Genomic DNA, 24,855 nt, shown 5'->3' with positions numbered 1-24,855 from the left:
TTACCAGAGCGAACGCCCCCAATCCGAATACCCCTCAACATTTCCTCATACGGAGCCTTGCGGAACCGACGGCCCATACGCCAAGAGGAGCACCCACATCGAGGCGCTCCGATCCGGCGAGGCAACAGGGGCCTGATCAGGCATCCTTGAGCGAGTAGCGCACCGGCACCAGCACCTGAAAGCCTTTTCCTCCACGAACCGAGGGCACATCAAGGCCGATGAGCTTCTCGCCGAGCCGCTCGGTGGCCGCATCAAGCATGCCGAAACCACTGCCCTTACCGAGTGAGCACGCGCTGACCTTTCCGTCGGCGGAGATCGTCACAAGAAGCTGTACCGTCCCTTCGGCGCCGATGCGCCGCGCCTGCCGGGGATACCGCTTATGGCGATTCAGGGCGTTAAGGATAGTCCCCAGCGCCTTGCTCTTGTCGTCCGGCCGTTCCTCCGTCCCCCCGACCATAGCCGGAGGCGCGACCGCCGTCACGGAGGCTACACCCGTCCCCGGCGTAGCCGAAGGGGGGGCCTCCACCGGTTTGCCCACGGGGGCGGAAGGCGGCACGGGCTTCTGCGGCTGCTGAACCACCGGCCGCTTTTTTTTCACCGGAGGAGCCTTCTTGACCGGTTTCGGCTTCACGGGTTCGGGAGCCACCGTTTTGGGCGCCTCCTGCGGAGGCTTGGGCCGCTCAACGACCGGAGGCGGCACGGGGATGGTCATCTCCGATTCAGGGCTCAACAGCTTGCGCATGGCGTCCGGCTGAACGGGTTTCACCTCCGGCTTCGGCTCAGGGCGGATCACGCGCATCAACATGACGGATGAAGGGGCTTTCGGCGGCGTGAGGAGCTTGACGGAGGGGGTCATCAGGCACACGGCCAAGGCCAGCAGGACAAAGCCTCCGGTCATGCTGCCCGCCATGCTGCGGCTCTTGCGGAATTCCTCCACCCCGTACAGGGGCCTAACGCTCACTTGGCTGCGTGCTGATAACAAAGTGTCCTCCTCTCTTCAGCTTGGCGATGTCTATGACGTCGACAAACGCTTCAAAAGGGGCCTTTTCGTCGACGTACAGATTCAGCAGCGCTTCGGGCCGCGTCTCAAGCACGGCGGTCAACGCCTCTTTCGTCAGTTGCTGATCCTGATAGTGGATAGTCCCGTCGGCCTTTACCGAAATCAACAGTTCCGCGTTCTTGCGGCTGGGTTCCTCGGCGGTCTCCGAGGCCGGAAGCACGATATCCAGCACCGGTTTGCTGAATGTCGTGGTCATAATGAAGAAAATCAGGAGCATGAATATAACGTCGATGACCGGCGTCAAATCGATGCTCGCATCTTCGTCGAAATCATTCATGGCTCGTCCCCCGTGGTTCAGGCCGGGCTTCCCGCTTCGCGCCGCCGCACAGCTCCAACGCACGGTAGCTGTGCTCCACGGCTTCGATATGGAAGCCCTTAAATTTGAGCATCAGATAATAATAGAACATCAGCATGGGGATTGCGACGCACAGGCCCATGATCGTGGTGATGAGCGCTTCCCAAATGCCCGCCGCCAACTGTGCGGCGTTGGGGGCGCTGTTTTCCGCGATTGTACGGAACACCGTCACCATGCCGAGGATGGTTCCGAGCAGACCGAGCAGCGGCGATACCACCGAAATGAGCCTCAGCCAGCACAGGCCTTTCGTGACCTGCTCGAAATTGCGGTGGAACAGGTACGCGACTTCGGCCCGGATGTCCTCGGAGTGGCCCCCGTGGGTCTTCACGATATCGCGGATGATGGCGATCAGCGGATTGTCGCTCTTATCGCATACGTCGCGCATACAGCGGCCTTCCTGATGTTCGATGTCAAGAAAATCCCGCTTAAAGTCGCGCCAAACGAAATGCAGATACAGAAGATTCCGCAGCGCGAGGTACAATCCCGCGCAGCCGACGAAAATCAGCGCAACACCGGCCGGGCCTATGGACGCATAAATTGAGGCAAGATTCATGAGCGTTTCCTGAACACGATGTATGGGCGGCAGAGCCGCCCTTCCGGTTTCGGGGCCGAAGCCCCGTTGATGTTTCTGGCCGTCAGGCCACCTGTCCCGCAAACCCCTTGAAGGCTTCCTGCGCCCGGAGGCAGTCGGCCTCATCGGGATGCTTGGCCGCTTCCTCAAGGCGTGCCTTGCGTTCCGGCGTCATGGGGTGCACGTCGGAAGCCACTTTCTGCATCATGGCGACGATCTTCGGATCGACCTTGCCCTGACACAGGTAGGTGCCGAGCACCTTGTTCCCCCGCTCGGGAGCGTTCACCAGAGCCTCGCCCTGAGCGATGCAGTCCCTGGCGTGATCGGAATCAGGCCATGCGCCCAGCGTGCCGAACAGGGCCACATTCGTGTCGTGCACCGTTTCCAGATAAGCCTTGGCCTGTGCGTCGGGCATGCCTTTGTCCACCCAGTAGCCTACGGCGACCAGATCGTACCCTTCAGGCGCGGGAGCGGACTCCACAGGATGGATCTCACAGCCGGGAAGGACGGCGGCGATGGCTTCGGCGATTTTCCGGGTATTCCCGGTCCGGGACGAATAAACGACAAGAGCTTTCATGACAGTTCCTTTGTGCCCACGGCCTCACGCAATGCGAAGAACGACTCGCGCGCGGCCGGGATGAGTTGACGGTTTTCGCGGCCCACATACACGGAAAACATGACCGTGCCCGCCGCGTTGAAAAACTGTACGGAATGGCTTTCCAAACCCATAAAGGGCAGCGACAGGAAACAGATGTGCCCAAGATCGTCGATCTTGAGATGCCCGCCGAGCCCGCTGCCGCCGGACAGGTTGAAATAACCGTGCCCGTGCCTGCCTTCCGGTATCTTTCCCTTGATTTCGATGACGGTGCCCAAATGCGTCATGATGAAGGTGGCGTTTTCCCATGAGGTCAGAGTCTGCCAGACCGTATCAAAGGCGTCTTTGCCCGCAAAGGCCCGCGCATCATCCGGCAGGGCTTCAGCGACTTCCAGTTCCGAAACGCCGAAGCGTTCCGCAAGGCTTGCCAGCATCACCGGCTTCTTTTCCCGCAGGGCCGTGGCGATGGACTCGCCCAGCGTTTCCGTCTTCTGGCAACACGATGCCGTCATACTTCGTTCTCCCGTTTGGTTTCCGTTTATTCCCATTCCCGCGGCGCTTCGTCTGAAACGCCTCGGAAAAAATGGCTCATGTGGGGCCCCAGAAGGCTTCGCTTCCGGCAGCATTCCCTCCGCACGCACCCGCTATGAGAGAGGCAGCCGCAGCGCCCTAGCGCAGGACAGCCCCATCAGTTCGAGATCATGGGTGATCACAAGGACGCATGCCCCCCTGCCCGCGAGCAGATCCAGCGCGTCGGCGATGCGGCGCATGTTGCGCCCGTCAAGGCCGCTGGTGGGCTCGTCGAGGATGAGCACGTCCGGGCGCTTGGCGAAGGCGCAGGCGATCACAAGCCGCTGCTTTTCGCCGCCGGAAAGCGACTGCGGGTGGCGTTCCGCAAGCCCTTCCAGCGCGAACAGCGACAGCAGGCCGGGCACATCGTCCGCGCCGTATCCCGCCAGCGACAGGCTGACTTCAAGCTCCTGCCGCACCGTCTTCATATGAAGCTGGTGATCCGCGTTCTGGAGCACGATCCCCACTCTCGAAAGCAGCTTCGCCGCCGGGACAGGCTTCCCCGCGATGGCGAACCGCCCTTCCTGCGCGGCGTTCAGGCCGGTAAGCAGGCGGGCGAGCGTGGTCTTGCCCGTGCCGTTGTCCCCGATGAGCGCGGTCACGCCCGCCGGAACCGACACGTCCACACCGTCGAACAGGGCCGGCTTTCCGGGGTACGCGAACCGCAGGCCCGAAACGGCCAGCCCGCCTTCACCCGGCTCCAGCCGTTCCGCCGCACAGTCCGGCAGCGTGCGGCGGGGATCGTCCACACGGGCGGCGCGCAGCCCGCACCGCTCGCGCAGGGCGTCGTCATACAGCAGGCCAAAACCGCCCCGTTCCGCAATCCGGCCTTCCCGCATGACAAGCACGCGATCCGCTATGCCTTCCAGCCAGTACAGCCGATGATCCACCACAAGGATCGCCATGCCCCGCGCTTTCAGTTCAGCGAGCTTGCGGGCCAGATCCTCGGTAGCTTCGGGATCGAGGTTGGCGCTCGGCTCATCAAGGATAAGGGCCCTCGGCCCCTGTGAAAGGATGGAGGCCAGCCCGACCTTCTGTTTCTGCCCTTCGGACAGCTCGTGGATGGAGGAAGACAAGATTGGCCCAAGCCGGAAGGCCCGCGCCGCCTCATCGATCTTGGCGGCGATGTCTTCAGGCGAAACGCCCTGCCATTCATGGGCGAACGCCAGTTCGTCCTCGACATTCAGGGCGAAAAACTGCTGTTCGGGATCCTGAAAAAGCGTCCCGACCTCCCGCGCAATGACGTTGATGGGCCGGGCGTCCGTCGGTTCGCCGCCGATCAGGACACGCCCTTCCAGCGCCCCTTGGAAATAGTGGGGGCACAGGCCGTTGGCGAGGCGCATCAGCGTGGACTTGCCGCAGCCGCTGGCCCCGGTGCACAGCACCAGTTCGCCGGGCCGCACCGAAAACGAAATATCCGAAACCGCCGGGCGCGTCTGGAACGGATACGTGTAGGTCACGTTTTTAAAACGGATCATCAGCGCATCCCCCCTTCCAGCGGAGCCCACCCCACGGCATTCTGGCACAGCACAGCCGCAACGGCCACGAGACAGGCCGCGATCAAAAGCCACGTATCGGACGCCTTCCAGACCAGCTTACGGTAAGGGCGCATCCCCTCGCCGTAGCCGAGGCCCTTGAGTTCGGCGGCGATGCCCAGCTCTTCCGACGTCTTCAGCGAACGGAACAGCAGCGGCGTGAACACCAGCCGGATCATCAGTACAGGATGGCGGAAGGCATTCCACGGGGTCATGCGCCAGCCGCGTATCCGAAGCGTCTCCGAAACCTGTTTGACGTCATGCAAAAACGTGGGGATGAAGCGGATCATCACCGCCGCCGGGAGATACAGGCAAAACGGGAGGTGCAGGCTCTTCAGGGAGGTCAGCAGGCTCTGCACCCGGCAGGAAAAGGCCAGCGGCAGGATCACGTTCAGCATCGTCGCCATGCGCAGGAACGGCACCACCAGCGACACCGCCGAAAACGGGGGCATGGACGGGATCAGCAGGCTCATCCCGAACGCACAGCCCATAGCCAGCAGCGACATGCCGACAAGGACAGCATACCCGATCAGCAGGATGCGGAACCGCCGCATCCCAAGGGCATACACCAGGGACATGCCGAAAAGCACCATCTGCGGCTCAACAGCGGACAGGGCCACCGTAGCCACGGACGCCAGCAGGCTGACGAACATCTTCGCCCGCGTATCCACCGCGTGCAGCCCGCCACCCCAGACGGAACCCTTAGTTACGGACAATGCCTGCATGACGCAGCTCCCGAACGGCGCGGACGCCGGAAAAAAGCCCGCACAGCGATCCCACGTAGCCAATGACCACAATGGGAACGATGACATACAACAAGGCCGGGCTCTCGCGCATGAACAGCCACGAGACGCCCAGTGAAAAAACTTTTGAAGTGAGATCATACACCGCGACGCCCAGCACGGGCGCCCACGGCTTCCGCATCCCACCGGAGCAGGCCATCACAGCCTCGGCGCATCCCGCCGCCAGCAGCATGGCCGGAAGAAGCGTCACGCTGCCGCCAAGCAGAAGCATGCTGATGAGCATGTTCACAAGGACAAACAGGGCCAATGTCCCCGGCTTGCGCACCTTGTAGAGCATGACCACGAGCAGCGTGGTGAAAATGAGGTTCTTGGCGAGCAGGCTCACCGGGTTCATCCCTCCCCCCACCAGCGCGACCAGCAGGGTGGAAAGCTTGGCGGCAGCCGAGAAAACGCCAAGGACGACGAGTTCCTGCGCGCTCCAGTAATGACGGTTGAAAACCTGTGACGGCATCCGTTTTCCTTCCTCTCCTCCGCCTGACGCCGCACGGCCATGCCGTGGGCGTCCGCTGCCGTGCAGCGCGGGAGGAGCTTTTGATAATCTAAATGAAATTCAATTTCAATACAAAAGTACAAACTCTCTCACGAAATCAGAATCTCATCCCAAACTTGATGTTGGCGTGCAGGCCGGGTTCCAAAATGCTGTCGTCCTGACGATACCGCTTGTCGAAGAGGTTCAGGACTTCGGCGGTGACAGAATATTGCTTCTCGTCGCCAAAGTCGAAGCCAAAAGCCACGTTCGCCGTCTGCCAGTTGTTGTAATGGAACGTCTCTTCTTCGGTTGTTTCCTCGATGGAATTCGAGGAGAACCGCCCGTACACGTCGGCGTTGAAGTCCACATTTTCGCTCAGGGCGTGCTTGAAGCGCACACCAGCCCTGCCCGACCATTCGGGTACGCCGGTTTTCCATGTGGTCAGCGTGCCGTAGTCGAACTTGCGCCGCATCCATGTCGCGGAAACATACGGCGTGAGGCCGTTTTCAAAATCATAGCTCGCCGCCAGTTCCACCCCGTGGGTCTTTGCCGACGAGACGTTGACATAGCGCGAGAGTTGCTCCGCCGCATTGATGGTGGAGTTGTAAATGTAGTCGTCCGCATCGGAATAGAAGGCCGCGACGTCTACCGACAGGCCATCGTGGACATACCGCGCCCCGATTTCATAGCTGTTCGAGGTTTCCGGCTTGAGACCGGGGTTCGGCAGGATCGTCCCGCCGCCCATCGCGGACATCACATATTTTTCCTGCAGCGAAGGAGCGCGGAAGCCCTGCGCAAAGGTGGCCCGCAGCGTCAGATCCGGGATGCCCGACCACGTAAGGCCCACGTTGAAGACAGGCCGGGAATTGTTCGAGGAACTTTCCGTACCCACATCATACGGATTCGTACCTTCGGAATTGGTCTTGCTCCCTTCGGCATGTTTCATCTCGGACTGAACCCACGTATACCGCACCCCGTAGCTCAACGTAAAATCGGCGGGCAGAACCGACTCCATCTGTGCATACAGGGCGTTGGTCAGCATGTCACCCTCGTGGTAGGCCGTAGAGGTGTACGGAATGCTTTTTGCCATAGACGCCGCCGCGATCTGCTGCGCAAAAGGAGGCGCACCGTCCAAGATACCGGTGGCAAGGATGCGCTCCACAGAAGTGGAAGCCGCAGCTCTCGTATCGGCCTTCAGTGTATCATAACTGATGTCATATCCGGTGATCAGGTAATGGTTGTCACCGATGGCCCAGTCCATCTGCAACGAAGAACCGAGCTGCTTGTTCCGGTTATCCGCATTGTTGGTGACGACCAGCGGCATCTGTGTAATGACCGGATCCGTGTTCACCTCGTTGGTCATTTCCTTTTCGTTCTCCTGCCAAAACGCATCGAAGCGCACACGGGAAAGCCACGGCGTCACGTTTTTGGCTTCGGCAAAGGCATAGACCTTATCGCGCTGCCACTTGGGAACGTTCACGGCAAAATCTTCATAACCGGGCTCCATGCTTCCGGCATGGATGGAACCTTTGAAGCTGTCCAGCCCGCCGCCGACCGTGAACTTGTCGGAAAAGTCATAACTCAGGAACGCGCTGCCTTCCTTCTGGCGGAAGGAGGTATTCGGCGCTTCGCCGTCAGGGGTGCGCAGGTTCCCCTGATCGCTGTATGAGCCGGACACGCGGTATTTGAATCCGTTCATGCCGCCGAAAGCCGACAGGGATTCGGCAAAACCGTTGGATGCGCCGTTGTAGGCCACGGACGCCTCGCCCTGAATCGGCTTATCACCGCCCTTTTTGGTGATGATGTTGACCACGCCGCCGATGGCTTCCGAGCCATAGAGCACGGACGCGGGGCCCTTGATGACTTCCACGCGCTCCACATTGGACGGATCGACAACAGGGGCGTGCCGTCCATCGACTTGTTTTCCACGAGCTTCTGCCCGTCGATGAGGATCAGCACCCGGTTGGGGCTTTCGCCGCGGATCGATATGCGCTTAAAGCCCTGCCCGCCGGAATTGTTGATTTCTACACCCGGAATGTCCTGCAAAAGCTCGCCGATGGTCCGGGCTGGGGAACGCTTGATGTCCTCGCTCGTCATGACGGAAACGCTCATGGGAACGTCCTGCAATTCCTTTTCCACCCTCGTGGCCGTCACGTACACGTCGTCCGCTTTGATCGGCTCCTCCACGGCATACGCGGGGCACCACGCCGCCAAGCCCAGCGCCGTCAACGGCAAGGCGCGGGCCAGCATCTTCCTTACAAACATCAGTCCTCCAAAGAACGCTTGAGATAATCAAGCAACAGTTGTGAAAGGTTCACCTGCCAGAACTGCCCGGCGAGCGTGAGCACGACAAAGGCCCCGTCCCGTTCGACAAGACCCGCCCGCTCCCATTGCTCAAGCACGGGTTTCCATATTTCGCCCACCGGGATACCATAAGCCGCTTCCAGCCCCGGCATGTCCAGCCAGCCCTGCTCCATCCCCTCGGCGATGGCCTTGAACAGCTTGCCCTGCGGGAACGGGCGGAACAGCATGGCGATGGGCTTGCTTCCGGCCCGGACTTCTTCCTGCCACGCGCGGTAGTCCGACTGGTTCAGGTAGAAGAACCCGTCCAGATTGCCGCCAGCGCCGGGGCCGAACGCCAGACAGTGGGCACGGCCTTTGACGTACAGGTTGTACAGGTTGCGTTCCCGCGACGTCCGGGCCCAGTGGCTGATTGAAAGGCGGCGGAAGAACCCCTTCTGCATGGCCTTTACCCCTGCGGCGAACATGGCCGACTGCATGGGGATGTCGGCCCCGGCGGGAAGCCGGCCGCTCTCAATGGCCTTGGCAAGCGGGGTGTTCCGGTACACGTTGAGCTGGTAACAGTCCGCGCCGTCGAGCTTGAGCGACTGGGCCGTGGCGATGTCCGCCAGCCAGCGATCCATCGTCTGCATGGGGAAGCCGTAGATGAGATCCACGATGACGGCGGCCTGATCATAGCTCTGCAACAGCTCAAGCTGCCGGATCAGCGTATCGCGATCGGACACACGGCCCATCGCCTGCCGGATCTCCGTGTCAAAGCTCTGCACCCCAAGCGAAAAACGGTTCGCACCGCCATCAAAGCAGGCTTCCATCTTGTCAGGGCCGAAATTCGACAGCCGCCCTTCCACCGTGATCTCGCAGTCGTTGGCGAGCGGCAGCACGGCGCGGACTTCCTTCAAAATGCGCCGGAGATCGTCCGCCTGAAGTGCCGTGGGCGTGCCCCCGCCCATATAGACGGCGTGTACCGGCCCGGCATCCTGTCCGGGGCGCCCCCGCCACAGGTGCAGCTCCTGAATGAGCGCGTCGGCGTAGATCCGGCTTTCGTCTTTGCGGTACGCCTTGTTGTAGAAGCCGCAGTACAGGCAGTGCGTCTCGCAAAACGGCACATGGATGTAGGCTACGGTCTTTCCCTTCCTCGGTTGCGCCAGCAGAGGTTCCAGCGTCGCCTCAAAGTCCTGCTTCTCCACGCGCGCACCGCCGAGGCCGGGATGGACGGCGATCTTGCCTTCAAACGCATACGGCAGCGGATCAACCCCTTCCTTGGCGAAGTAGCGCTCGATCCCTTCAACCGGAACGCCCGGCTGCCCTACCCGCTCCTGCTCGGACGGAAGGCTTTTTTCCAATCGGATTTCAGTCATGACCCCTCCGGGTTCTCATCAAAAGTACATTGAACAATATTAAGTTTTACTAGTCGAACTTTCCGGCCGCAGATGTACACACTCCACCCCCGGCCTGTCAACCGTTTTTACCGAAAAATGGAATGCTTTTTATTACAACCTATTTTGAAGAAGATTGCCCGGCGAGGCATTCCGGGCAAATGCCGTACAGGTACAGCCTGTGCTGCGTGGGCGTAAATCCGTACTGGCGGACAAGGCGCTCCTGCAAGGCTTCGATCTTGGGATCGACAACCTCGATGCTCTTGCCGCAACGCTCGCAGATGAGGTGATCATGGTGCCAGTCGCTGGCCTGCTCATACCGGACGACGCCCCCGCCGAAAGAGACTTCCTTGGCAAGCCCGGCCTCACACAACAGCTTCATCGTGCGGTACACCGTGGACTGCCCCACCGTCGGATCATGCCGCTGAACCCGGCCGTACAGATCGTCAATGGTCAGATGCCCCTCCTCCTGAAAAAACACGGAAACGATGGCCCGCCGCTGCTGCGTGTTGTGACAACCTTTTCCGCGCAGGAAGCGCGTAAACATCGTCTCAGGATCAACATGGACTTGTCCGCCTGACATACCCCACCCTTACATAACGGTTCAAAAAAGATTAAAGCGCGGGCCCTGCACTCCGGCCCGCGCTTCAGGCTTAACGGCTGCGGAGTGCCTAACTCGCCCACAGTCTATTATAATTGAATTTCATTTTCAATATATTTGTATAAAAAAATGCGGTTACAGGGCCGCCAACAGCCGGTTGGCCCAATCTTCCACATCACTTTCGTTCGACGAGAGATTGCCGTCGAGCTTCAGGCCTTCCTGAATCTGGATGCCGCCGAGTTCGCTCAAACGCGCCTCGATGACGTCCACCGCCCCGCAAAAATGCTCAAACGAGCTGTCCCCGCTCGCAAAGCACGCGGTCTTGACGCCCTTGACGCCGATACGATCAAAGGCTTCAAACAGCGGCTCGAAATCCGTCTGAAGTTCGACTTCATCAGTCCCCCACGCGGAGCACCCGAACAGCGCGACATCCCGGCCTTCACACAGGCCGTCCGGGGAAACGTCGGCGGCATCCCGGACATCGACGACATGCCCCGCAGCCCGAAGGCGCCCGCCGAGGTATTCGGCAATATCCGCCGTGTTGCCGGTGGTGGACCCGTAAACGATAAGTACATTGCTCATGAAAAAGCTCCACTTGGAAAAAAGTTAATGTTCGTGATTGTGTTCGCCGCGACACCCGCACCCTCCGTGCCCGTGCCCATGCTCATGCCCGTGCCCGTGTTCGCCGTGGCACGTGCAGTGCGCACACTTCCCACAGCATCCGCTTTTTTTCTTGCGGGGCGGCACGATAAGCACACGGCTCCCGGAGGGCGCCATGCTGAACCCGTTTTCGCCCTTAAAGAACAACTGCGACGCCGGAACAGGCGTCTGGCACAAACGCGCCTGCAGCACCTTGCTGCCGAACGGCAACACTTCGCTTACCCCCGCCGTATCGACGAACACTCTGCCGCCGCACCTGTATTCCCTCAAAAAGAGGTTCAGCAGTTCATGGGCGGAGTTGCCGTCAAAAATGCCCTGCACTTTCACATGCAGGTTGTCCTTGTTGTGATGGTAGTTCATCTGAAAATCGGTGCTCATGCACGTTCTCCTTCCTGCCGGGCGGCCTCGTTCCCCAAAAGGCGGGAAATGGTGCTCAGGCTCCCGTTCGGCAACATATAAAACGTCTTGTTGTGCTTCTTCGCCAGATTCTTCACTTTGATGCAGGCGCCGTGGCTGTTGCAGTTCACAGGGCAGAGGATGATGTCCGCACGCCTGAGGCTCCGCTCAAGCTGGCGCGTGCCGCCCTGCAAGGAACCGTTGTGATAATCGAGGACGCCGCCGCCCCCTTCGATAAACTCGCGGTACAGCGACTCCATACGCTCGACGCCGCCAACGATGAGCACCCGCTTGCTGCACAGATCGAAAGAAGGACAGCTCTCGTCGCAGTCCCTGCCGCAACAGGTTCCACAGGAATCAGCGGCTGCGCCAGCCCCCTGCTCGAAACGGGCCCTTCCCTGCTTGAGCAGCGAATTGACCAGTTCTCGCTGGCTCTCGAAACGCTGCGTCAGCGATGCGAGCGCCTCCCGGAGGTTCTCGTTCTCCGCTTCAAGTTCCGGCCCCCTGATTTCCCACAACGCCGTGGACGCCTCATACATGGCGTCCAGTTCGGCTTTCAGGCGGTTGCGTTCATCCCGGAGCGCGGCATTTTCCTGCGCAAGCGCACGCCTGCCTTCTTCCGCCTGTTCCATGCCGCTGCGCGAAGCCGCTTCGCGTTCCTTCAACAGCCGGATGCGGTTGGCCTGCTGCTCGTTCTTGCGTTCCAGTTCGGCGATAAAACGCCGGGTGCGCGTCTGTTCCTCCGCGACGCTGTGCATGGCCATATGAACCGCGCCATAGACCGTGCGGCGGGCTTCATCCGAAAGCTCGCGCGTGGCCGCCGCCCACAAAAACCCCACATACGAACCAATGGAAAATGCCTTCTTCCACTGCGCGAGAAAGTCCTCTTCACTCAAAAGCCGCAGCGGGACGGCCTCGCGTTCGTACTTCCGGCGGAGCAACTGGCTCATCTTCCGGGACAGAGGGTTTTCCGTGGCGGCGGCGTTGACGAACAGCTCATGCATCTCAAACGGCGTGAGTTCGATCGCCGGAAGCGACATTTTCTTCAAGAGATGCTTCTGTTCGGCAAGCGTGATCCCCATACCGACAAGCGGGCATTTAAACAGCTCGTCCGCTTCCCATATGCCATGAACAGCCCGTGAAACAGGCGACGCAACATCCAACGCGGGTTCCGCGTCCGCTGTCTGAGATAACCAACTCATAGCGTTCCTCCATTCCGTTCTGTTGGAAACAGATCTGCCGTATATGAAAATGAAAGTCAAGATCAATAATATATTTTTTCTCTGCTCCCCCCTTTCCTTTTCGGCAAAACAAAAAGGAGGCTGTCCGAAGACGGCCCCCTTACAAAACATAATATACCGTATTTTATAACTATAATAGACAGTTTTCCGGCGCTTCCCCTGTCAGGCCCAATGGCATCTCTGAACCGCTCCCTGAGCAGGCTCCCATTGGAGGCTACCCACGGCAGGCAAGATTCCAGACAAACGCCGGGAGAAAAACCGTACCCCTGCGCCCTTTGACGCCCCCCAAAACCATCAGAACGGCAAAAGGTTACCCCCCCCTCGCATCTTTCCATACAGGGGATACCCATAACAGTCTGCACTTAAGAGGAAACGGCTGATGCCTTTTTCTTGAAGTTCCAAAGGAATAACCAAATAAAATGCCCAGCCATGAAGCCCGCCAGGGGAAAACCCGATAAAAAGCCCGTATTTTCGCCATGCTGCGGAGATGAAACAGCCATATGCTATGGCAGGGCAAATCTTATGGCTGTGTCATAGAAAATGGTTGATGCTTTTCCCCTTGAAGCTCCAAAGGGATAACCGGAAAAATGCCTTGGCCGTGGATCCCGCCAAGGGGAAAACCTGAGAAAAAGGCTGTATTTTCACCGTACTATGGAGATGAAACGACCACAAACGATAACAGAGCCAATCTTATTACCCTTCCCAGATGCAATACGGTGGACTTACACGCCCGTACAACATGACGCCCCATCAGCCGACGGGGACATTCCTGCCCCGCTCCGGCAACGGCGGCGCTTCTTGTGTCCGTACATATCGGCATCGGCCAGCCGCATCAGCGTTTCCAAGGAATGGGCCTCGGAAGGGTACAGCGCCAGCCCCATGCTCACCGTGGGGTTCAGGTCTGTGCCTTCAAAATGGTAGGGTTCGCTTCCGATGGCTTCCAGCATCCGGCGGAACCGCTCCCCGGCAATGCGCCGATCGCTGACGCCGTACAGGATAGCGATGAACTCGTCGCCGCCCAGCCGGATCAGCGTGCCCGCCGTCGACAGGGCGCTCTGGAGCCGTTCCGCGAACCCGTTCAGCAACTGGTCGCCGCAATCATGGCCGTACGTGTCGTTGACCTGCTTGAAGTCGTCCAGATCCATGTAACAGAGCGCAAAGGGCCGCTTCGCCTCCATCGCCTTCTCCAGCTCACGGAACAAGACGCGGCGGTTGGGAAGCCCCGTCAGGGGATCGTGCTCCGACATCAATTCCAGCCGCTTCTTTTGATGGGCAAGATCCACGGCCAAACCCACCACGCATGAGAACAGGATGCTGATGAAGGTGGCGATGCCGAAAGAAGCGTACCGGATGCTCCAGTTCCACCCGCCCTTGGGCGTCACGCTCAGGATCCAGTCCGCATTGGGCAGGTGCACCTTCCTTTCCACGGGCTCGATCAGCGTTTCGGCGGAACGCAGCAGCACAACCCGATCCCCCGTATCGGGGTGGATGCGGGAAAGCTGATACACATAGTTCTGTTTGTCGAGGTATTCGAGTTTCACCGGATCGAGCACGTCCGGAAAGGCGAAGGTCACGCAGATGAGCCCCCAGAACGTCTCCTGCGCCGGAATGTCCCCTTCCGGCTCACCCATGAACACGGGAAGCCTGACCGCCATCGCGTAGCCGCCCTGAATCAGCTCGAACGGGCCGGCAATGGTGGCCCTGCCCGAATCCCGCGCCAGCAGCGCCTCGCGGGAACGCTCGGCATTGGCGAACAAATCGTGCCCGATGGCCTTCTTGTTGCGCTCAAACGGATACACTTTGGCAACGACGCCGCCGGGGGCCAGATTGATGTTGATGGTGCTCGGGTGCATCTTCACCAGCTCTTCGGCGTAGGAATAAAAATCCGGGATCCGGCCCTCCCCCTGCCGCAGCAGGGCTTCCACCAGATAGGCGCTCGAAAAGGCGTTGGCGACGACATATTGGATTTTCGTGGCGTAGCTGTCGACGACGTACCGGGCTTTTTCCCGTTCCTGAAGCACACGGACATGCTCCAGACGGAAGAGGAAAAGATAACTCACCAGCAGGCAGGCCAACAAGACGCCGAGGGCATACAAGACGCTCCGGCAGTTCCCGCCTTCCCGCAATACGCCGGTATCGAACGCCCTTCGTTCTCCGTGCCGTATCAGTCGCTGCATCGTCGCTCCTCACACCCATGTGGGGAAAAGTTCTTCAGGCAGGCAAACATATTCTTTGATTCTGTCATGGCATATGGCTGTTTCATCTCTACAGCGCGGTGGAAATACGGCCTTTTTTCTCCAGTTTTCCCCTTGGCGGAATCCATAGCCAAGGCATTTTGCCGGTTATTCCTTTGGAACTGCAAGGAAAAAAGCATCAATCATCCTCTATGGCGCAGCTTATTCTTTAACTCCCACAAATCACTTCTTTCGGCAAGGATTTCCGAATTGCCGAAAGAGGGCCCGCAGCCGTCGCCCTTCCCCGGCAATTTCCTGCCGAAGAGGGGAAAAACATCCATCAGCCGCGCCGGAATCGGCCCGTATTTTCAACCTTCTTATACTCTGGACTTTTTTCACACAATCGTCATATTGTTGTAACATACTTCCAAGGCCCGCCTGCTACAAGACCTGCATCCATGCCGCCATGCGAAGGAGGAGCGATCGTGGTTTCCAAAGATTCCGAAGGATACCCGGAACAACTGTGCGCTACGGAAGAAATCAGTGAATTGGCCTGTCCCAACCTGTACCTGAACCGGGAAATCAATTGGCTGGACTTTGACGCAAAGGTGCTCGACGAAGCCACGGATACCGGCCTCCCGCTCCTTGAGCAGCTTAAATTCCTTTCCATCTTTTACAACAACCTCGACGAATTCTTTATGGTCCGGGTGGCGAACATCCATCGCCAGTACCGCAGCGGGGCCATATCCTCGTCGCCGGATCGCATGACGCCGGCCAAACAGCTCGCCGAAATCCGGCGCAAGGTTCTTATTCTGGTTTCCCGCGCCCAGGAGCATTGGCGCAAACGGCTGGCCCCGCAGCTGCACGACAAGGGCGTACGCCTGATGCGCTATGCGGACCTCTCGGAAAAGCAGCGCAAATTCCTCGACGGCTATTTCAGGAACGAAATCTACCCTATCCTGACCCCTCAGGCCATCGATCCGGGCCACCCCTTTCCAATGATCTCCAATACCAGCCTCAACTTCATCATCCAACTGCGCAGCCGTGACGGCGTGACCCGGTTCGCGCGCCTGAAGTGCCCCAACAACATCTCCCGCTTCGTCTTCATCCCCCGGAACAAGGAGGCCAAAACCTATGCCTCGCTCGGCTTCAACGCCAACGTCCGTGAAAGCGACATCATCCTGCTGGAGGATCTGATTGCCGAATACCTCGGTTCCCTGTTCCCCGGCAACACTGTCATCAACGCCGGGCTGTTCCGCATCACGCGCAATACCGACGTGGAAATCGAGGAGGACGAAGCCGACGATCTGCTGGAGGCCGTCAAGGATCTGGTGGAACAGCGGCGCTTCGGCGACGTGGTGCGCCTTGAGATAGCCCACGGCACGGCCAAGGAGCTCAGCGCGTTCCTGACCGAACGGCTGGGGATGCAGCCGTTCCAGATTTACCGGGTCAAGGGGCCGCTGGCCTTTTCCGAACTCATGGCCCTTTACGGCGTGGACAGGCCGGGCTTGAAGGAGTCCCCCTTTTACGGACACACGCCGAGCGTATTTCAGGAAGGCGACATCTATGCGCACATCCAGAGCCGGGATATTTTCCTCTTCCATCCCTACGACAGCTTCACCCCGGTTTTGGATTTCATCCGCCGCTCCAGCGAGGATCCCGGCGTCATCGCCATCAAACAGACGCTCTACCGCGTGGGCAACGCTTCGCCCATCGTGAAGGCCCTTATCGAAGCCCGGCGATCCGGCAAGCAGGTCACCGCCGTGGTCGAGCTGAAAGCCCGCTTTGACGAGGAGCGCAACATCACGTGGGCCGAGGAAATGGAAAAGGCGGGCGTCAACGTGGTCTACGGGCTCGTCGGCATGAAGATACACGCCAAGCTCTGCCTTGTGGTTCGGCGCGAACCGGATGGGGTTTCCCGCTACGTGCACATCGGCACCGGCAACTACAACCCCTCCACCGCCAAGATGTACACCGACATGGGGCTGATCACCGCCAACCCGGACATCTGCGCGGACGTGACCGATCTCTTCAACGTCATGACCGGATACGCCCACCGCGAGCAATACAGGGAACTGCTCGTCTCCCCGCTGTCCATGCGCCGCTCCCTGCTGGAGATGATCCAGTGCGAGACAGCCCTGCACCAGCAATACGGAAACGGCGAAATCATTTTCAAATGCAACCAGTTGGTGGATAAGCACGTTATCCGGGCCCTGTACAGGGCTTCTATGGAGGGCGTGCGCGTCCGGCTTCAGGTGCGCGGCATCTGCTGCCTGCGCCCCGGCGTGAAGGGCATCAGCGACAACATCGAGGTGACCTCCATCGTCGGGCGTTTTCTGGAACACGCCCGCGTCTACTGGTTCAACGCCAATGGGGAAGGCCGCCTTTATATCGGCAGCGCCGACATCATGCCCCGTAACCTTGACCGGCGCATTGAAGTGCTTGTCCCCATCCGCGATCCCGGATTGCGGGCGTGCCTGCGCAACGATATTTTGGAAACACACCTCCGCGACAACCAGCAGACATGGCGGCTTCAGGAAGACGGTACCTATTGCCGCATCAAGCCCGGCAAGGAAGAACAGCCCGTCAACGCACAGGAAACCATGATGCGCCGCAGCCGGGAGTGTGCCTGATCCTCAAACGTCCAAAAGGAAAAAATCATGACCATACATACGAAAGACCAGTTGCAGGAGCCTCAGGCGGCCCCGGAGAAGCGGCCCGCAAGGACGGCGAAAACCGTTCCCGCCGGAAAGCCGCAGCCCAAACCGGCCCCTAGGGCCGGCAGGAAGCCGAAACCCGTTCAGCCTGAGCCCGCAAAACAGAAATCCGCCCCGAAACCCGCAGCCGCAGCGGAAGCCGTGGCCGCCCCAAAAGCCTATGCCTCCGCCCCGGCCCTGTCCGCCCCCTGCTCCGAACCGTGCCCGGAAGCCTGTTCCGCCCCTGCCGCCGAAGCGGTGGAACGCGGCGGGGAAACGCCCCTCACCACGGCGGTCATGCCCGAATCGCCGGTCATGGCCGATTCGCTGACGCATGGGCAGCGTGTAGCCGCCATCGCCGCGACCCTGTTTCAGGATCTCGCCGAGCTCCACGGGCTCGACGACGTCTGGGGGCACAGGCTCCACCTCGCGGCGCAGCTGCACGACATCGGGTTCGCCGAAGGCCGCAAGGGGCACCATAAAATCAGTATGCGCCTCATTGAGGAAGATCTCAGCCTGAACATCCACGAGGACGACCGCCCGTGGGTCGCCCTGCTCGCCCGCTACCACCGCAAGGCATGGCCCTCGCGTCGGCACGCCCGTTTCGACGCCCTGAAAAAAAGCGACCGGAAGGCGCTGCGCAAGGCGGCGTCCCTGCTCCGCATTGCGGACGCGCTCGACTACACCCACACGGGCGTCGTCGGGAACCTTGCCGTCGCCGTCAAAAAGCACAAGGTCATCATCGCCGTCCAGTGCTCAGGAGACTGTTCCGCGGAAATGGAGCGCGTCATCAAAAAGGGCGATCTGTTTATGCACGTCTTTGGACGGGAGCTGGAATGCGTATGCCAGGAGAACTAGGCCGGACGGAAAAAGTCATCGGCATCATTGATCTCGGCAGCAACTCGGTGCGCCTGCTGCTCGTCCGCGTCCATGCGGACGGTTCCACGACGATCCTGAACCAAGTCAAGCACATGGTTCGCCTCGGAGAAGGCGGGTTCACCCACAGCCGCCTTCAGGAAGAAACGATGGCCCGCACCATTGCTGTGCTGCGCGGGCTGGCGGAAATGTGCGCGGTCTATGGGACGACGGAAATCATCGCCATCGCCACGGCTGCCGTGCGCGACGCCGTCAACGGCCCCGAATTTATCCGCCGCGTGCAGGAAAAGACCGGGATAGACTTCACGGCCGTATCGGGCCGCGAAGAGGCGCGCCTCATCTACCTCGGCGTTTCCAGCGGGCTGGAGCAGAGCAAAAGCCTCCGGCTGTTCATCGACATCGGCGGCGGCAGCACCGAGCTCATCGTGGGCGATTCGCAGTCTTATGCGAACCTCGATTCGCTCAAGCTCGGCTGCGTGCGCCTGACCAACCTGTTTTTTGAGGACAACAAAGGGCCGGTTTCCGCCTATACCTACGCGGCGCTGCAACGCTACGTCCGCAACGAGGCCCTGCACTCCTTCCAGCGCATCGCGGGGTTCGAGATCCCCGAAGCCGTCGCCAGTTCGGGCACGGCCCAGAACCTCGCGGAAATCGCCGCCGCGCTGGAGCAGCAGGACGCCGCGCGCACGGGCAGGGCTTCCACGGCTTCCAAGCATGTCCTCAGCTATGACGGCCTGCGCCGCGCCGTCAAGGAACTGTGTTCCCGCACCCTTGAGGAACGCAAATCCATGCCGGGCATCAATCCCAACCGGGCCGACGTGATCATTGCGGGCGCGGCCATCCTCCAGACCATCATGGAGGAACAGGGATTCGAGAGCGTGGCCATCAGCAACCGCAACCTGCAAAACGGCATCCTCGTCGACTACCTCATGCGGACGCATCCCCAGAAGGCAGGCGCCCGCCTCTCCACCCGCGAGGAAAGCGTCCTCCAGCTTGCACGGTTCTGCCGCTTCGAGGAGAAACATTCCCGGCACATCGCGAAGCTGGCCCTTGAGCTGTTCGACAGCGCGCGGGCCATCGGGCTGCACGACGCCCCGCCCGTATCGCGCGAGCTGCTGTACTATGCCGCCCTGCTGCACGACATCGGGATCTTCATTTCCTTTGCGAACCACAACGCGCACAGCCACTATCTGATCCGCAACACGGAGCTGCTCGGCTTCACGGAACGCGAAATCGAGCTCATAGCGGCGCTGGCGTTCTTCCACCGCAAGCGGCCCTCCAAGAAAATACCGCTGTTCCTCCAGCTTGATGAAGGCATCCGGGAAGAGGTGCGCCTGCTGTCCCTGTTCCTGACACTTGCGGAGCGCATGGACAAAAGCCACCGCCAGATCATCCGTTCGGCCCGTTTCGGGCGCACGCCGGGCGGGGAACTGGAGCTGTGCCTCCACGCTTCCGAGGCCTGCCCCATCGAAATCGAAGAGATCGGGCGCAGCCAAAAGCTGATCAAGAAGGCCTTCCACACGCATTTTACGCTTTGCCCCTGTCTCGAAAACGGGACGCCTATTGTTTAAAAAGCCGGGGGAATGAATATACCGGGGGAGGGGAGAGGAAACCCTTCTGGAGAAGGGCTTTCCTCTCCCCTCCCCCGCGCCCCCTCCTCTCTCCTTCCCAAGACTTTTGACGAGTGGGGAGGCGGCGCGGAGGGAGTTCGTCCCGGCTAAGGCTGGGAGGGATTCCTCCGCACCGCCAGCCGTTTTTTCTTGGGCTCTGTCTAGGCCATGTCGTCAATTATATATAATATATTGAAATCATTAAAATCATTATTCAAGTTTAAAAATTATTCAATGATTTTAATTAATTATATATAAAAGACGGCACGGCCTAGTATATGGTCTTTTTATTTGGCTCTATTATAGTTTTCTGTTATAGTTTATGGTTGTTTCATCTCCACAGTGCGGTGAAAATACGGCCTTTTTCTCCGGTTTTTCCCTTGGCGGGAGCCACGGCTAAGGCATTTTTCCGGTTATCCCTTTGGAGCTTCAAGGAAAAAGCATCAACCATTTTCTATAACACAGCCTTTTATTTTCACAATGTATAGACTTTTTTTCTGATTTTCCCGCTGATGGCTCCATGATTGGGGCATTTTATTGGTTATTCCTTTGGAATTTCAAGAAAGAAAGCACCAACCGTTTCCTGCGGCACAGCCTTTTCTTACAACAATTCTCCGTACTTTTTGATGAATATGCCCTTAAGGGTCGTCGTCAGCAGCATGTAGGCCGCAAGCGTGGCGAACAGCCACGGGAAGAACGCGCCCGGAAGCGGCATCATGTCGAGGGCCTCACCCACGGGCGTAAACGGGATGCACGTTCCCGCCAAAATGCCGAGCGAAGTCAGCCCCGTCACCTGCCACGAGGCCCGGCTGCGCAGGAACGGAACCTTGGGCGTACGCAGCATATGGAGCACCAGCGTCTGCGTCCACAGCGATTCCACGAACCACCCCGCCTGAAAGAGGCTCACGAACAGGAGTTGTGTGCCCGCGTCCAGCGTCTCATACGTCCCCCCGAACACCAACGGGCAGATGTAGGTATACAGCAGAACGAACGTCGTGATGTCGAATACCGAACTGGCGGGCCCGAACCAGATCATAAACCGGCTGATCGATGAGGCGTCCCATGTTTTAGGCTGCTTCAGGAAATCCGCATCGACGTTGTCCCACGGCATGGCCGTGCACGAAATGTCGTAGATGAGGTTCAGCACGAGGATCTGCAACGGGGCCAGCGGCAGGAACGGCAGAAACGCGCTCGCCGCCAATACCGAGAACATATTGCCGAAATTGGAACTTGCCGTCATCTTGATGTACTTGATGATGTTGGCGTAGATCCTGCGGCCCTCGATCGCGCCCTGCTCCAGCACCATCAGATCCTTTTCCAGCAAAATGATGTCGGCGGATTCGCGGGCGATGTCCACGGCGGAGTCCACCGAAATCCCCACGTCCGAAGCCTTCATCGCCGCCGCGTCATTGATGCCGTCGCCCATGAAGCCCACGGTATGCCCGTTCTCGCGCAGACACGTCACAATGCGCGCCTTCTGCTGCGGGGTCAGCTTGGCGAAAATGTCCGTACGCTCCGCCGCCGCGCGCAACGCCGCGTCATCCATCGCCTCCACATCCGAACCGAGCAGCAGGGAATGGGACCGCAACCCCACCTGCCCACACACGCTGCGCGTCACCGCGTCGTTGTCCCCGGTCAGCACCTTGACCGCGACCCCGTATTCCTTCAGCGCGGCTACGGCAGCCGCCGCGGAATCCTTCGGGGGATCAAGGAAGGCAAGATACCCGATGAGCACCATGTCCGACTCGTCCGCCACGGAAAACGCCCCGGCGACCATCGGATTCGTCTTGTGGGCCACGGCGATGACGCGCAGCCCGGCCTCGTTGTACCGCCGCACCGTGGCGAGGATCTCCTCGCCCAACGCGCTGGTGAGCGGCTCCACATTCCCCTTGTATTCCGCGTAGCTGCAAATGGAGAGCATTTCCTCCACCGCGCCTTTGGTGATGATCTGCGTCTTGCCTGCCTTATCCGCCACAACCACGCTCATGCGCCGCCGGGTAAAATCAAACGGGATTTCGTCCACCTTCCGGTAGTCCTGCCACAGCGGGAGCATGTTCGTCTCGTAGGCGTGATCCACGATGGCCTCGTCCATCAGGTTGCGGAGGCCGGTCTGGTGATAGCTGTTCAGGAAGGCGTGACGCAGGACGCGCTCATCCACATTGCCGTGCACGTCGAGCGGATATTCCAGCACGATGCGATCCTGCGTCAGTGTCCCGGTCTTGTCCGTGCACAGGATGTTCATGGCCCCAAGATTCTGGATCGCATTGAGATGTTTGACGATGACCTTTTTCCGGGACATGGCGACCGCACCCTTGGCGAGGTTGGCGGACACGATCATGGGCAGCATTTCCGGGGTTAGGCCCACAGCCACGGACAGCGCGAACAACGCGGCCTGTACCCAGTCGCCTTTCGTAAAGCCGTTGAGGAAGAGCACCACCGGAACCATGCCCACCATGAACCGGATGAGCACCCACGATACGGCGTTCACGCCCTTCTCGAAATTCGTGCGGACGCGCGTTTCCGCGACGCGCCGGGCCAAAGCCCCGAACAGCGTATCCTTGCCCACGGCGATGACGAGGGCCAGAGCCGAACCGCTGACCACCGTACTGCCCATGAACGCGAGATTGTTGCATTCCAGCGGATTGCCGCCCGTCTGCGGATGCGCGGCGGCCCACTTTTCCATCGGTTCGCTCTCGCCGGTCAGAGACGACTGGCTGACGAAAAGATCTTTGGTTTCGACGATGCGCACATCGGCGGGGATCATGTCGCCCGCGGCGAGCCGGATCACATCGCCCACAACGAGCTCCGAAATCGGGCGTTCCCGGCTCTCGCCGTCACGCATGACCGCAATGGTGGTTTTGACCATCGCCTGCAGGCGTTCCGCCGCATTGCCTGAGCGCACTTCCTGCACAAACCGCAGGGCGCCGCTGATGAAAACCATGATGCCGACGATGAGAACGGCGGTGAGATCACGATCCTCCGGCTCGACGATGACGTAGTCGGTGACGAAGGAAATGGCTGCCAAAACGATGAGAACGACGGTAAACGGGTTGATGAAGGCCTTGAACAGACGCTTCAGGATGGAGTCCGCCTTTTTGCGGGCAATCTCGTTCCGTCCGAACAGCGCCCGCATGATGTCGGGCCGGGGCTGTCCTTGGAGCGTCGTTTCGTAGGCTGCAAAGACCTCTTGCGGCGTCTGGCGGGCCGCCTCAAGAAGACGGGCGGACGCGGGGCGGGCGGCCAGTTCGCGGACTCCCTGCGTGACGTTCAGATCCTTTTCCGTTTCGTGCTGCTTTTTGATCATAGCTTCAACCTCATGAATGCTTTGCGGATCAGGCGGGAACCGATCCGGCGATGGCTCAGAATCGCGGCTGCAAGGCAGCCTTTCCACACGCTGGGAGCGGACGCCGCACGAGCGGCGGGGTTCCCGGCGAACAACCTGCGGCAACAGGCAATGTCCACAACACACCTCCGATGTTGTCATTGATAAAATGAAGCGGCGACGGAGCGCAGCCTCATGCAACGCTGAGTGAGAAGCCCTGAAAAGGGCACGGCAAGAGACGAACGGCGGTTAACGGCCGCGTTCGTGAGGAGAAAGGCGCAATCCGAAGAGGGTGCGCCGCGAGAAGGACGGGCGAGGGGAGAAAGCCCCGGCCATACGGAGACAGCCGAAAGGTGCAAGTAAAGACGCCGGAAGCTTGGATTCCCGGAAAAAACAGACAAGGGCACGCGAGACGCCGCTCGTATGCAAAGACGAGAAGAAGGACATAGAAACCTCCTGAGCCGCCGGGGGTGCGCCCCGGACTCGTCAGAAGGTCAGGAGAAGCACGCCGGCAGCGGTTGCTGTGGCACTATCAGTTGAAGGGCGACTGTGACTACTGTCGGGCGACATGCTTTTCCTCCTTGGCGAGATAAGGAAATACCGCTTTCGCAGTTTCCGGTGCGATCCCTAAACAACTCTCCCGTGAAAGTCAACGCATGATATCCGGAGACATTCGCCTTTTCGATGATTTTCTAAAAAATTCATTTTGAATTTCATATAGTTGAAATGCAGCTTCCATTACAAAAGCGAATATCTCTATGCGACCGTGCAGATTCAAGGCGGCATCTGGAGCGGCAAACGGGCTTTTCCGGTTTTAGTGCGGAACAATATGATTTCAATTACTGTCTTCCCCGAATTCCGGCATGTACGGACAGGAAAGGCCCTGCCATAGCATGTGGTTGTTTTATCTCCGCAACATTGTGAGAATACAGGCTTTTATCCGGTTTTCCCCTTGGTGGGATCCACAGCCAAGGCATTTTGCTGGTTATTCCTCTGAAACTTCGAGGAAAAAAGCATCAACCATTTTCTATGGCACAGCCAAAAGCCGCCGCTTCCAAGGCGGCGCAAACCGCCGGAGGAACTCTATGACCATAACTATGGACACGTTCAGGCAGCATCCATCTGCAAGAAAAACAAGCCATCCATTTCCTCCCCTACGTGGGGGACTGTTACGCCGACCCGCGTACCTCATGCTCGGTGAAGCCAACCGCGGCACGGCTTCGGACGGAGCCGACAGGACATACACTGACGGGCCTCGTGCGCCGAGCGTTCCGGGACGCCGCCGGAGGCAACGGCAACCACTGAATCCGCACTGTCCGCAACATCTCCGTCATGCTCACAGGGAACACCTCTACGCGGGCCCAACGCGGTATGGGATACCGTGGCTTACGGTGTGTTCGTCCAGCACATGGAAACGGAAGCGCACCGCAACCGCCCCCCTCTGCCACACCTGAAGAAATCACGCTCGGACGCGGGGCGTTCCTTGCCATGCTCGACGTCCTGAAGCCCGATCTTGTGATCGTCCGGGACCTGACCTTGTTCAAACAGCTCTGGCTGTCCTCTGAAAACGGCATCACCATGCTTGCTCCCGGCCTCTGCCCATACGTCCTCAGAAGTCGCCCGGATGTCCGCATCTGATACTGC

22 protein-coding genes and 1 pseudogene are annotated in these 24,855 nt (G+C 59.6%); 5 read left to right on the top strand and 18 right to left on the bottom strand.

Annotated elements, in window-relative coordinates:
- Positions 1 to 136 precede the first annotated feature (136 nt).
- The 17 genes and pseudogenes from ACZM8Y_RS04550 to ACZM8Y_RS04470 all read right to left on the bottom strand — a co-directional run bounded on the left by ACZM8Y_RS04550 (position 137) and on the right by ACZM8Y_RS04470 (position 14,710).
- A complete protein-coding gene (locus tag ACZM8Y_RS04550; protein WP_489501603.1) occupies positions 137 to 982 on the bottom strand; it encodes an energy transducer TonB in 846 nt (281 codons plus the stop codon).
- Positions 951 to 1,337 (bottom strand): ExbD/TolR family protein, encoded by a 387-nt coding sequence (locus ACZM8Y_RS04545; protein WP_302552708.1) that lies wholly within the window; start codon positions 1,335 to 1,337, stop codon positions 951 to 953. Before ACZM8Y_RS04545 ends, ACZM8Y_RS04550 begins: the two co-directional genes overlap by 32 nt.
- Positions 1,330 to 1,968 (bottom strand): MotA/TolQ/ExbB proton channel family protein, encoded by a 639-nt coding sequence (locus tag ACZM8Y_RS04540; RefSeq protein ID WP_302552709.1) that lies wholly within the window; start codon positions 1,966 to 1,968, stop codon positions 1,330 to 1,332. The genes ACZM8Y_RS04545 and ACZM8Y_RS04540 overlap by 8 nt, the downstream gene beginning before the upstream one ends.
- 82 nt (positions 1,969 to 2,050) lie before the next feature.
- Complete coding sequence (locus tag ACZM8Y_RS04535) at positions 2,051 to 2,563, bottom strand: flavodoxin family protein (protein ID WP_308771895.1); 513 nt, start codon at positions 2,561 to 2,563, stop codon at positions 2,051 to 2,053.
- On the bottom strand, positions 2,560 to 3,093 hold the full coding sequence (gene hutX, locus ACZM8Y_RS04530; protein ID WP_302552711.1) for a heme utilization cystosolic carrier protein HutX: 534 nt from the start codon (positions 3,091 to 3,093) through the stop codon (positions 2,560 to 2,562). The genes ACZM8Y_RS04535 and hutX overlap by 4 nt, the downstream gene beginning before the upstream one ends.
- 132 nt (positions 3,094 to 3,225) lie before the next feature.
- Positions 3,226 to 4,629, bottom strand: coding sequence for an ABC transporter ATP-binding protein (locus tag ACZM8Y_RS04525; RefSeq protein WP_487479856.1), 1,404 nt, complete (start codon positions 4,627 to 4,629; stop codon positions 3,226 to 3,228).
- Positions 4,629 to 5,411, bottom strand: a complete 783-nt coding sequence (locus ACZM8Y_RS04520; RefSeq protein ID WP_302552713.1) for an energy-coupling factor transporter transmembrane component T family protein — start codon at positions 5,409 to 5,411, stop codon at positions 4,629 to 4,631. Before ACZM8Y_RS04520 ends, ACZM8Y_RS04525 begins: the two co-directional genes overlap by 1 nt.
- Positions 5,389 to 5,940 carry an MptD family putative ECF transporter S component gene (locus ACZM8Y_RS04515; protein WP_479859737.1) on the bottom strand — a complete coding sequence of 184 codons (552 nt, stop codon included), beginning with the start codon at positions 5,938 to 5,940 and terminating at the stop codon, positions 5,389 to 5,391. Before ACZM8Y_RS04515 ends, ACZM8Y_RS04520 begins: the two co-directional genes overlap by 23 nt.
- Positions 5,941 to 6,076: 136 nt before the next feature.
- On the bottom strand, positions 6,077 to 7,828 hold the full coding sequence (locus tag ACZM8Y_RS04510; RefSeq protein WP_489501602.1) for a TonB-dependent receptor: 1,752 nt from the start codon (positions 7,826 to 7,828) through the stop codon (positions 6,077 to 6,079).
- Positions 7,829 to 7,935: 107 nt separating this feature from the next.
- A pseudogene (locus tag ACZM8Y_RS04505) lies at positions 7,936 to 8,055 on the bottom strand (TonB-dependent receptor plug domain-containing protein); the annotation flags it as partial.
- 167 nt (positions 8,056 to 8,222) lie between these two features.
- Positions 8,223 to 9,617 carry a heme anaerobic degradation radical SAM methyltransferase ChuW/HutW gene (gene hutW, locus ACZM8Y_RS04500; protein WP_489501601.1) on the bottom strand — a complete coding sequence of 465 codons (1,395 nt, stop codon included), beginning with the start codon at positions 9,615 to 9,617 and terminating at the stop codon, positions 8,223 to 8,225.
- Positions 9,618 to 9,756: 139 nt separating this feature from the next.
- On the bottom strand, positions 9,757 to 10,218 hold the full coding sequence (locus ACZM8Y_RS04495) for a Fur family transcriptional regulator (protein ID WP_302553894.1): 462 nt from the start codon (positions 10,216 to 10,218) through the stop codon (positions 9,757 to 9,759).
- A gap of 153 nt (positions 10,219 to 10,371) precedes the next feature.
- Positions 10,372 to 10,818 carry a flavodoxin gene (locus ACZM8Y_RS04490; protein ID WP_302553895.1) on the bottom strand — a complete coding sequence of 149 codons (447 nt, stop codon included), beginning with the start codon at positions 10,816 to 10,818 and terminating at the stop codon, positions 10,372 to 10,374.
- 24 nt (positions 10,819 to 10,842) lie between these two features.
- On the bottom strand, positions 10,843 to 11,274 hold the full coding sequence (locus ACZM8Y_RS04485; protein ID WP_302553896.1) for a peptidylprolyl isomerase: 432 nt from the start codon (positions 11,272 to 11,274) through the stop codon (positions 10,843 to 10,845).
- Entirely contained in the window at positions 11,271 to 12,494 is a 1,224-nt protein-coding gene (locus tag ACZM8Y_RS04480) for a DUF2325 domain-containing protein (protein WP_487479859.1), read from the bottom strand. The genes ACZM8Y_RS04485 and ACZM8Y_RS04480 overlap by 4 nt, the downstream gene beginning before the upstream one ends.
- A 401-nt stretch (positions 12,495 to 12,895) precedes the next feature.
- Entirely contained in the window at positions 12,896 to 13,033 is a 138-nt protein-coding gene (locus ACZM8Y_RS04475) for a hypothetical protein (protein ID WP_302553898.1), read from the bottom strand.
- Between the two features lie 222 nt (positions 13,034 to 13,255).
- Entirely contained in the window at positions 13,256 to 14,710 is a 1,455-nt protein-coding gene (locus tag ACZM8Y_RS04470) for a diguanylate cyclase domain-containing protein (RefSeq protein WP_482331538.1), read from the bottom strand.
- Between ACZM8Y_RS04470 and ACZM8Y_RS04465 the strand changes: the two genes are divergently transcribed.
- The 4 genes from ACZM8Y_RS04465 (at position 14,690) to ACZM8Y_RS04450 (ending at position 19,850) form a co-directional block, all read left to right on the top strand.
- Complete coding sequence (locus ACZM8Y_RS04465) at positions 14,690 to 15,127, top strand: hypothetical protein (RefSeq protein WP_487479860.1); 438 nt, start codon at positions 14,690 to 14,692, stop codon at positions 15,125 to 15,127. The two genes, ACZM8Y_RS04470 and ACZM8Y_RS04465, sit on opposite strands and share 21 nt — an antisense overlap.
- A 65-nt stretch (positions 15,128 to 15,192) precedes the next feature.
- On the top strand, positions 15,193 to 17,340 hold the full coding sequence (gene ppk1, locus ACZM8Y_RS04460) for a polyphosphate kinase 1 (RefSeq protein WP_482331543.1): 2,148 nt from the start codon (positions 15,193 to 15,195) through the stop codon (positions 17,338 to 17,340).
- A gap of 27 nt (positions 17,341 to 17,367) precedes the next feature.
- Entirely contained in the window at positions 17,368 to 18,261 is an 894-nt protein-coding gene (locus ACZM8Y_RS04455) for an HD domain-containing protein (RefSeq protein WP_482331547.1), read from the top strand.
- Positions 18,240 to 19,850, top strand: coding sequence for a Ppx/GppA phosphatase family protein (locus ACZM8Y_RS04450; RefSeq protein WP_479860040.1), 1,611 nt, complete (start codon positions 18,240 to 18,242; stop codon positions 19,848 to 19,850). Before ACZM8Y_RS04455 ends, ACZM8Y_RS04450 begins: the two co-directional genes overlap by 22 nt.
- A gap of 640 nt (positions 19,851 to 20,490) precedes the next feature.
- Here the strand turns inward: ACZM8Y_RS04450 and mgtA are convergent.
- A complete protein-coding gene (mgtA, locus tag ACZM8Y_RS04445; RefSeq protein WP_479859785.1) occupies positions 20,491 to 23,193 on the bottom strand; it encodes a magnesium-translocating P-type ATPase in 2,703 nt (900 codons plus the stop codon).
- 1,506 nt (positions 23,194 to 24,699) lie between these two features.
- Between mgtA and ACZM8Y_RS04440 the strand changes: the two genes are divergently transcribed.
- Entirely contained in the window at positions 24,700 to 24,849 is a 150-nt protein-coding gene (locus ACZM8Y_RS04440; protein ID WP_482331560.1) for a hypothetical protein, read from the top strand.
- Positions 24,850 to 24,855: the final 6 nt, after the last annotated feature.

Source organism: Bilophila sp., from assembly GCF_057864385.1.
Note: the sequence above shows the minus strand (reverse complement) of the source record. Positions and strands in the feature narration are given on the sequence as shown.

Excerpts from the sequence above, each read along its gene's own strand:
- ACZM8Y_RS04545 (WP_302552708.1), bottom strand. The coding sequence starts at position 1,337 with ATGAATGATTTCGACGAAGATGCGAGCATCGATTTGACGCCGGTCATC.
- ACZM8Y_RS04540 (WP_302552709.1), bottom strand. The coding sequence starts at position 1,968 with ATGAATCTTGCCTCAATTTATGCGTCCATAGGCCCGGCCGGTGTTGCG.
- ACZM8Y_RS04535 (WP_308771895.1), bottom strand. The coding sequence starts at position 2,563 with ATGAAAGCTCTTGTCGTTTATTCGTCCCGGACCGGGAATACCCGGAAA.
- hutX (WP_302552711.1), bottom strand. The coding sequence starts at position 3,093 with ATGACGGCATCGTGTTGCCAGAAGACGGAAACGCTGGGCGAGTCCATC.
- ACZM8Y_RS04525 (WP_487479856.1), bottom strand. The coding sequence starts at position 4,629 with ATGATCCGTTTTAAAAACGTGACCTACACGTATCCGTTCCAGACGCGC.
- ACZM8Y_RS04520 (WP_302552713.1), bottom strand. The coding sequence starts at position 5,411 with ATGCAGGCATTGTCCGTAACTAAGGGTTCCGTCTGGGGTGGCGGGCTG.
- ACZM8Y_RS04515 (WP_479859737.1), bottom strand. The coding sequence starts at position 5,940 with ATGCCGTCACAGGTTTTCAACCGTCATTACTGGAGCGCGCAGGAACTC.
- hutW (WP_489501601.1), bottom strand. The coding sequence starts at position 9,617 with ATGACTGAAATCCGATTGGAAAAAAGCCTTCCGTCCGAGCAGGAGCGG.
- ACZM8Y_RS04495 (WP_302553894.1), bottom strand. The coding sequence starts at position 10,218 with ATGTCAGGCGGACAAGTCCATGTTGATCCTGAGACGATGTTTACGCGC.
- ACZM8Y_RS04490 (WP_302553895.1), bottom strand. The coding sequence starts at position 10,818 with ATGAGCAATGTACTTATCGTTTACGGGTCCACCACCGGCAACACGGCG.
- ACZM8Y_RS04485 (WP_302553896.1), bottom strand. The coding sequence starts at position 11,274 with ATGAGCACCGATTTTCAGATGAACTACCATCACAACAAGGACAACCTG.
- ACZM8Y_RS04480 (WP_487479859.1), bottom strand. The coding sequence starts at position 12,494 with ATGAGTTGGTTATCTCAGACAGCGGACGCGGAACCCGCGTTGGATGTT.
- ACZM8Y_RS04475 (WP_302553898.1), bottom strand. The coding sequence starts at position 13,033 with ATGGCTGTTTCATCTCCGCAGCATGGCGAAAATACGGGCTTTTTATCG.
- ACZM8Y_RS04470 (WP_482331538.1), bottom strand. The coding sequence starts at position 14,710 with ATGCAGCGACTGATACGGCACGGAGAACGAAGGGCGTTCGATACCGGC.
- ACZM8Y_RS04455 (WP_482331547.1), top strand. The coding sequence starts at position 17,368 with ATGACCATACATACGAAAGACCAGTTGCAGGAGCCTCAGGCGGCCCCG.
- ACZM8Y_RS04450 (WP_479860040.1), top strand. The coding sequence starts at position 18,240 with ATGCGTATGCCAGGAGAACTAGGCCGGACGGAAAAAGTCATCGGCATC.
- mgtA (WP_479859785.1), bottom strand. The coding sequence starts at position 23,193 with ATGATCAAAAAGCAGCACGAAACGGAAAAGGATCTGAACGTCACGCAG.
- ACZM8Y_RS04440 (WP_482331560.1), top strand. The coding sequence starts at position 24,700 with ATGCTCGACGTCCTGAAGCCCGATCTTGTGATCGTCCGGGACCTGACC.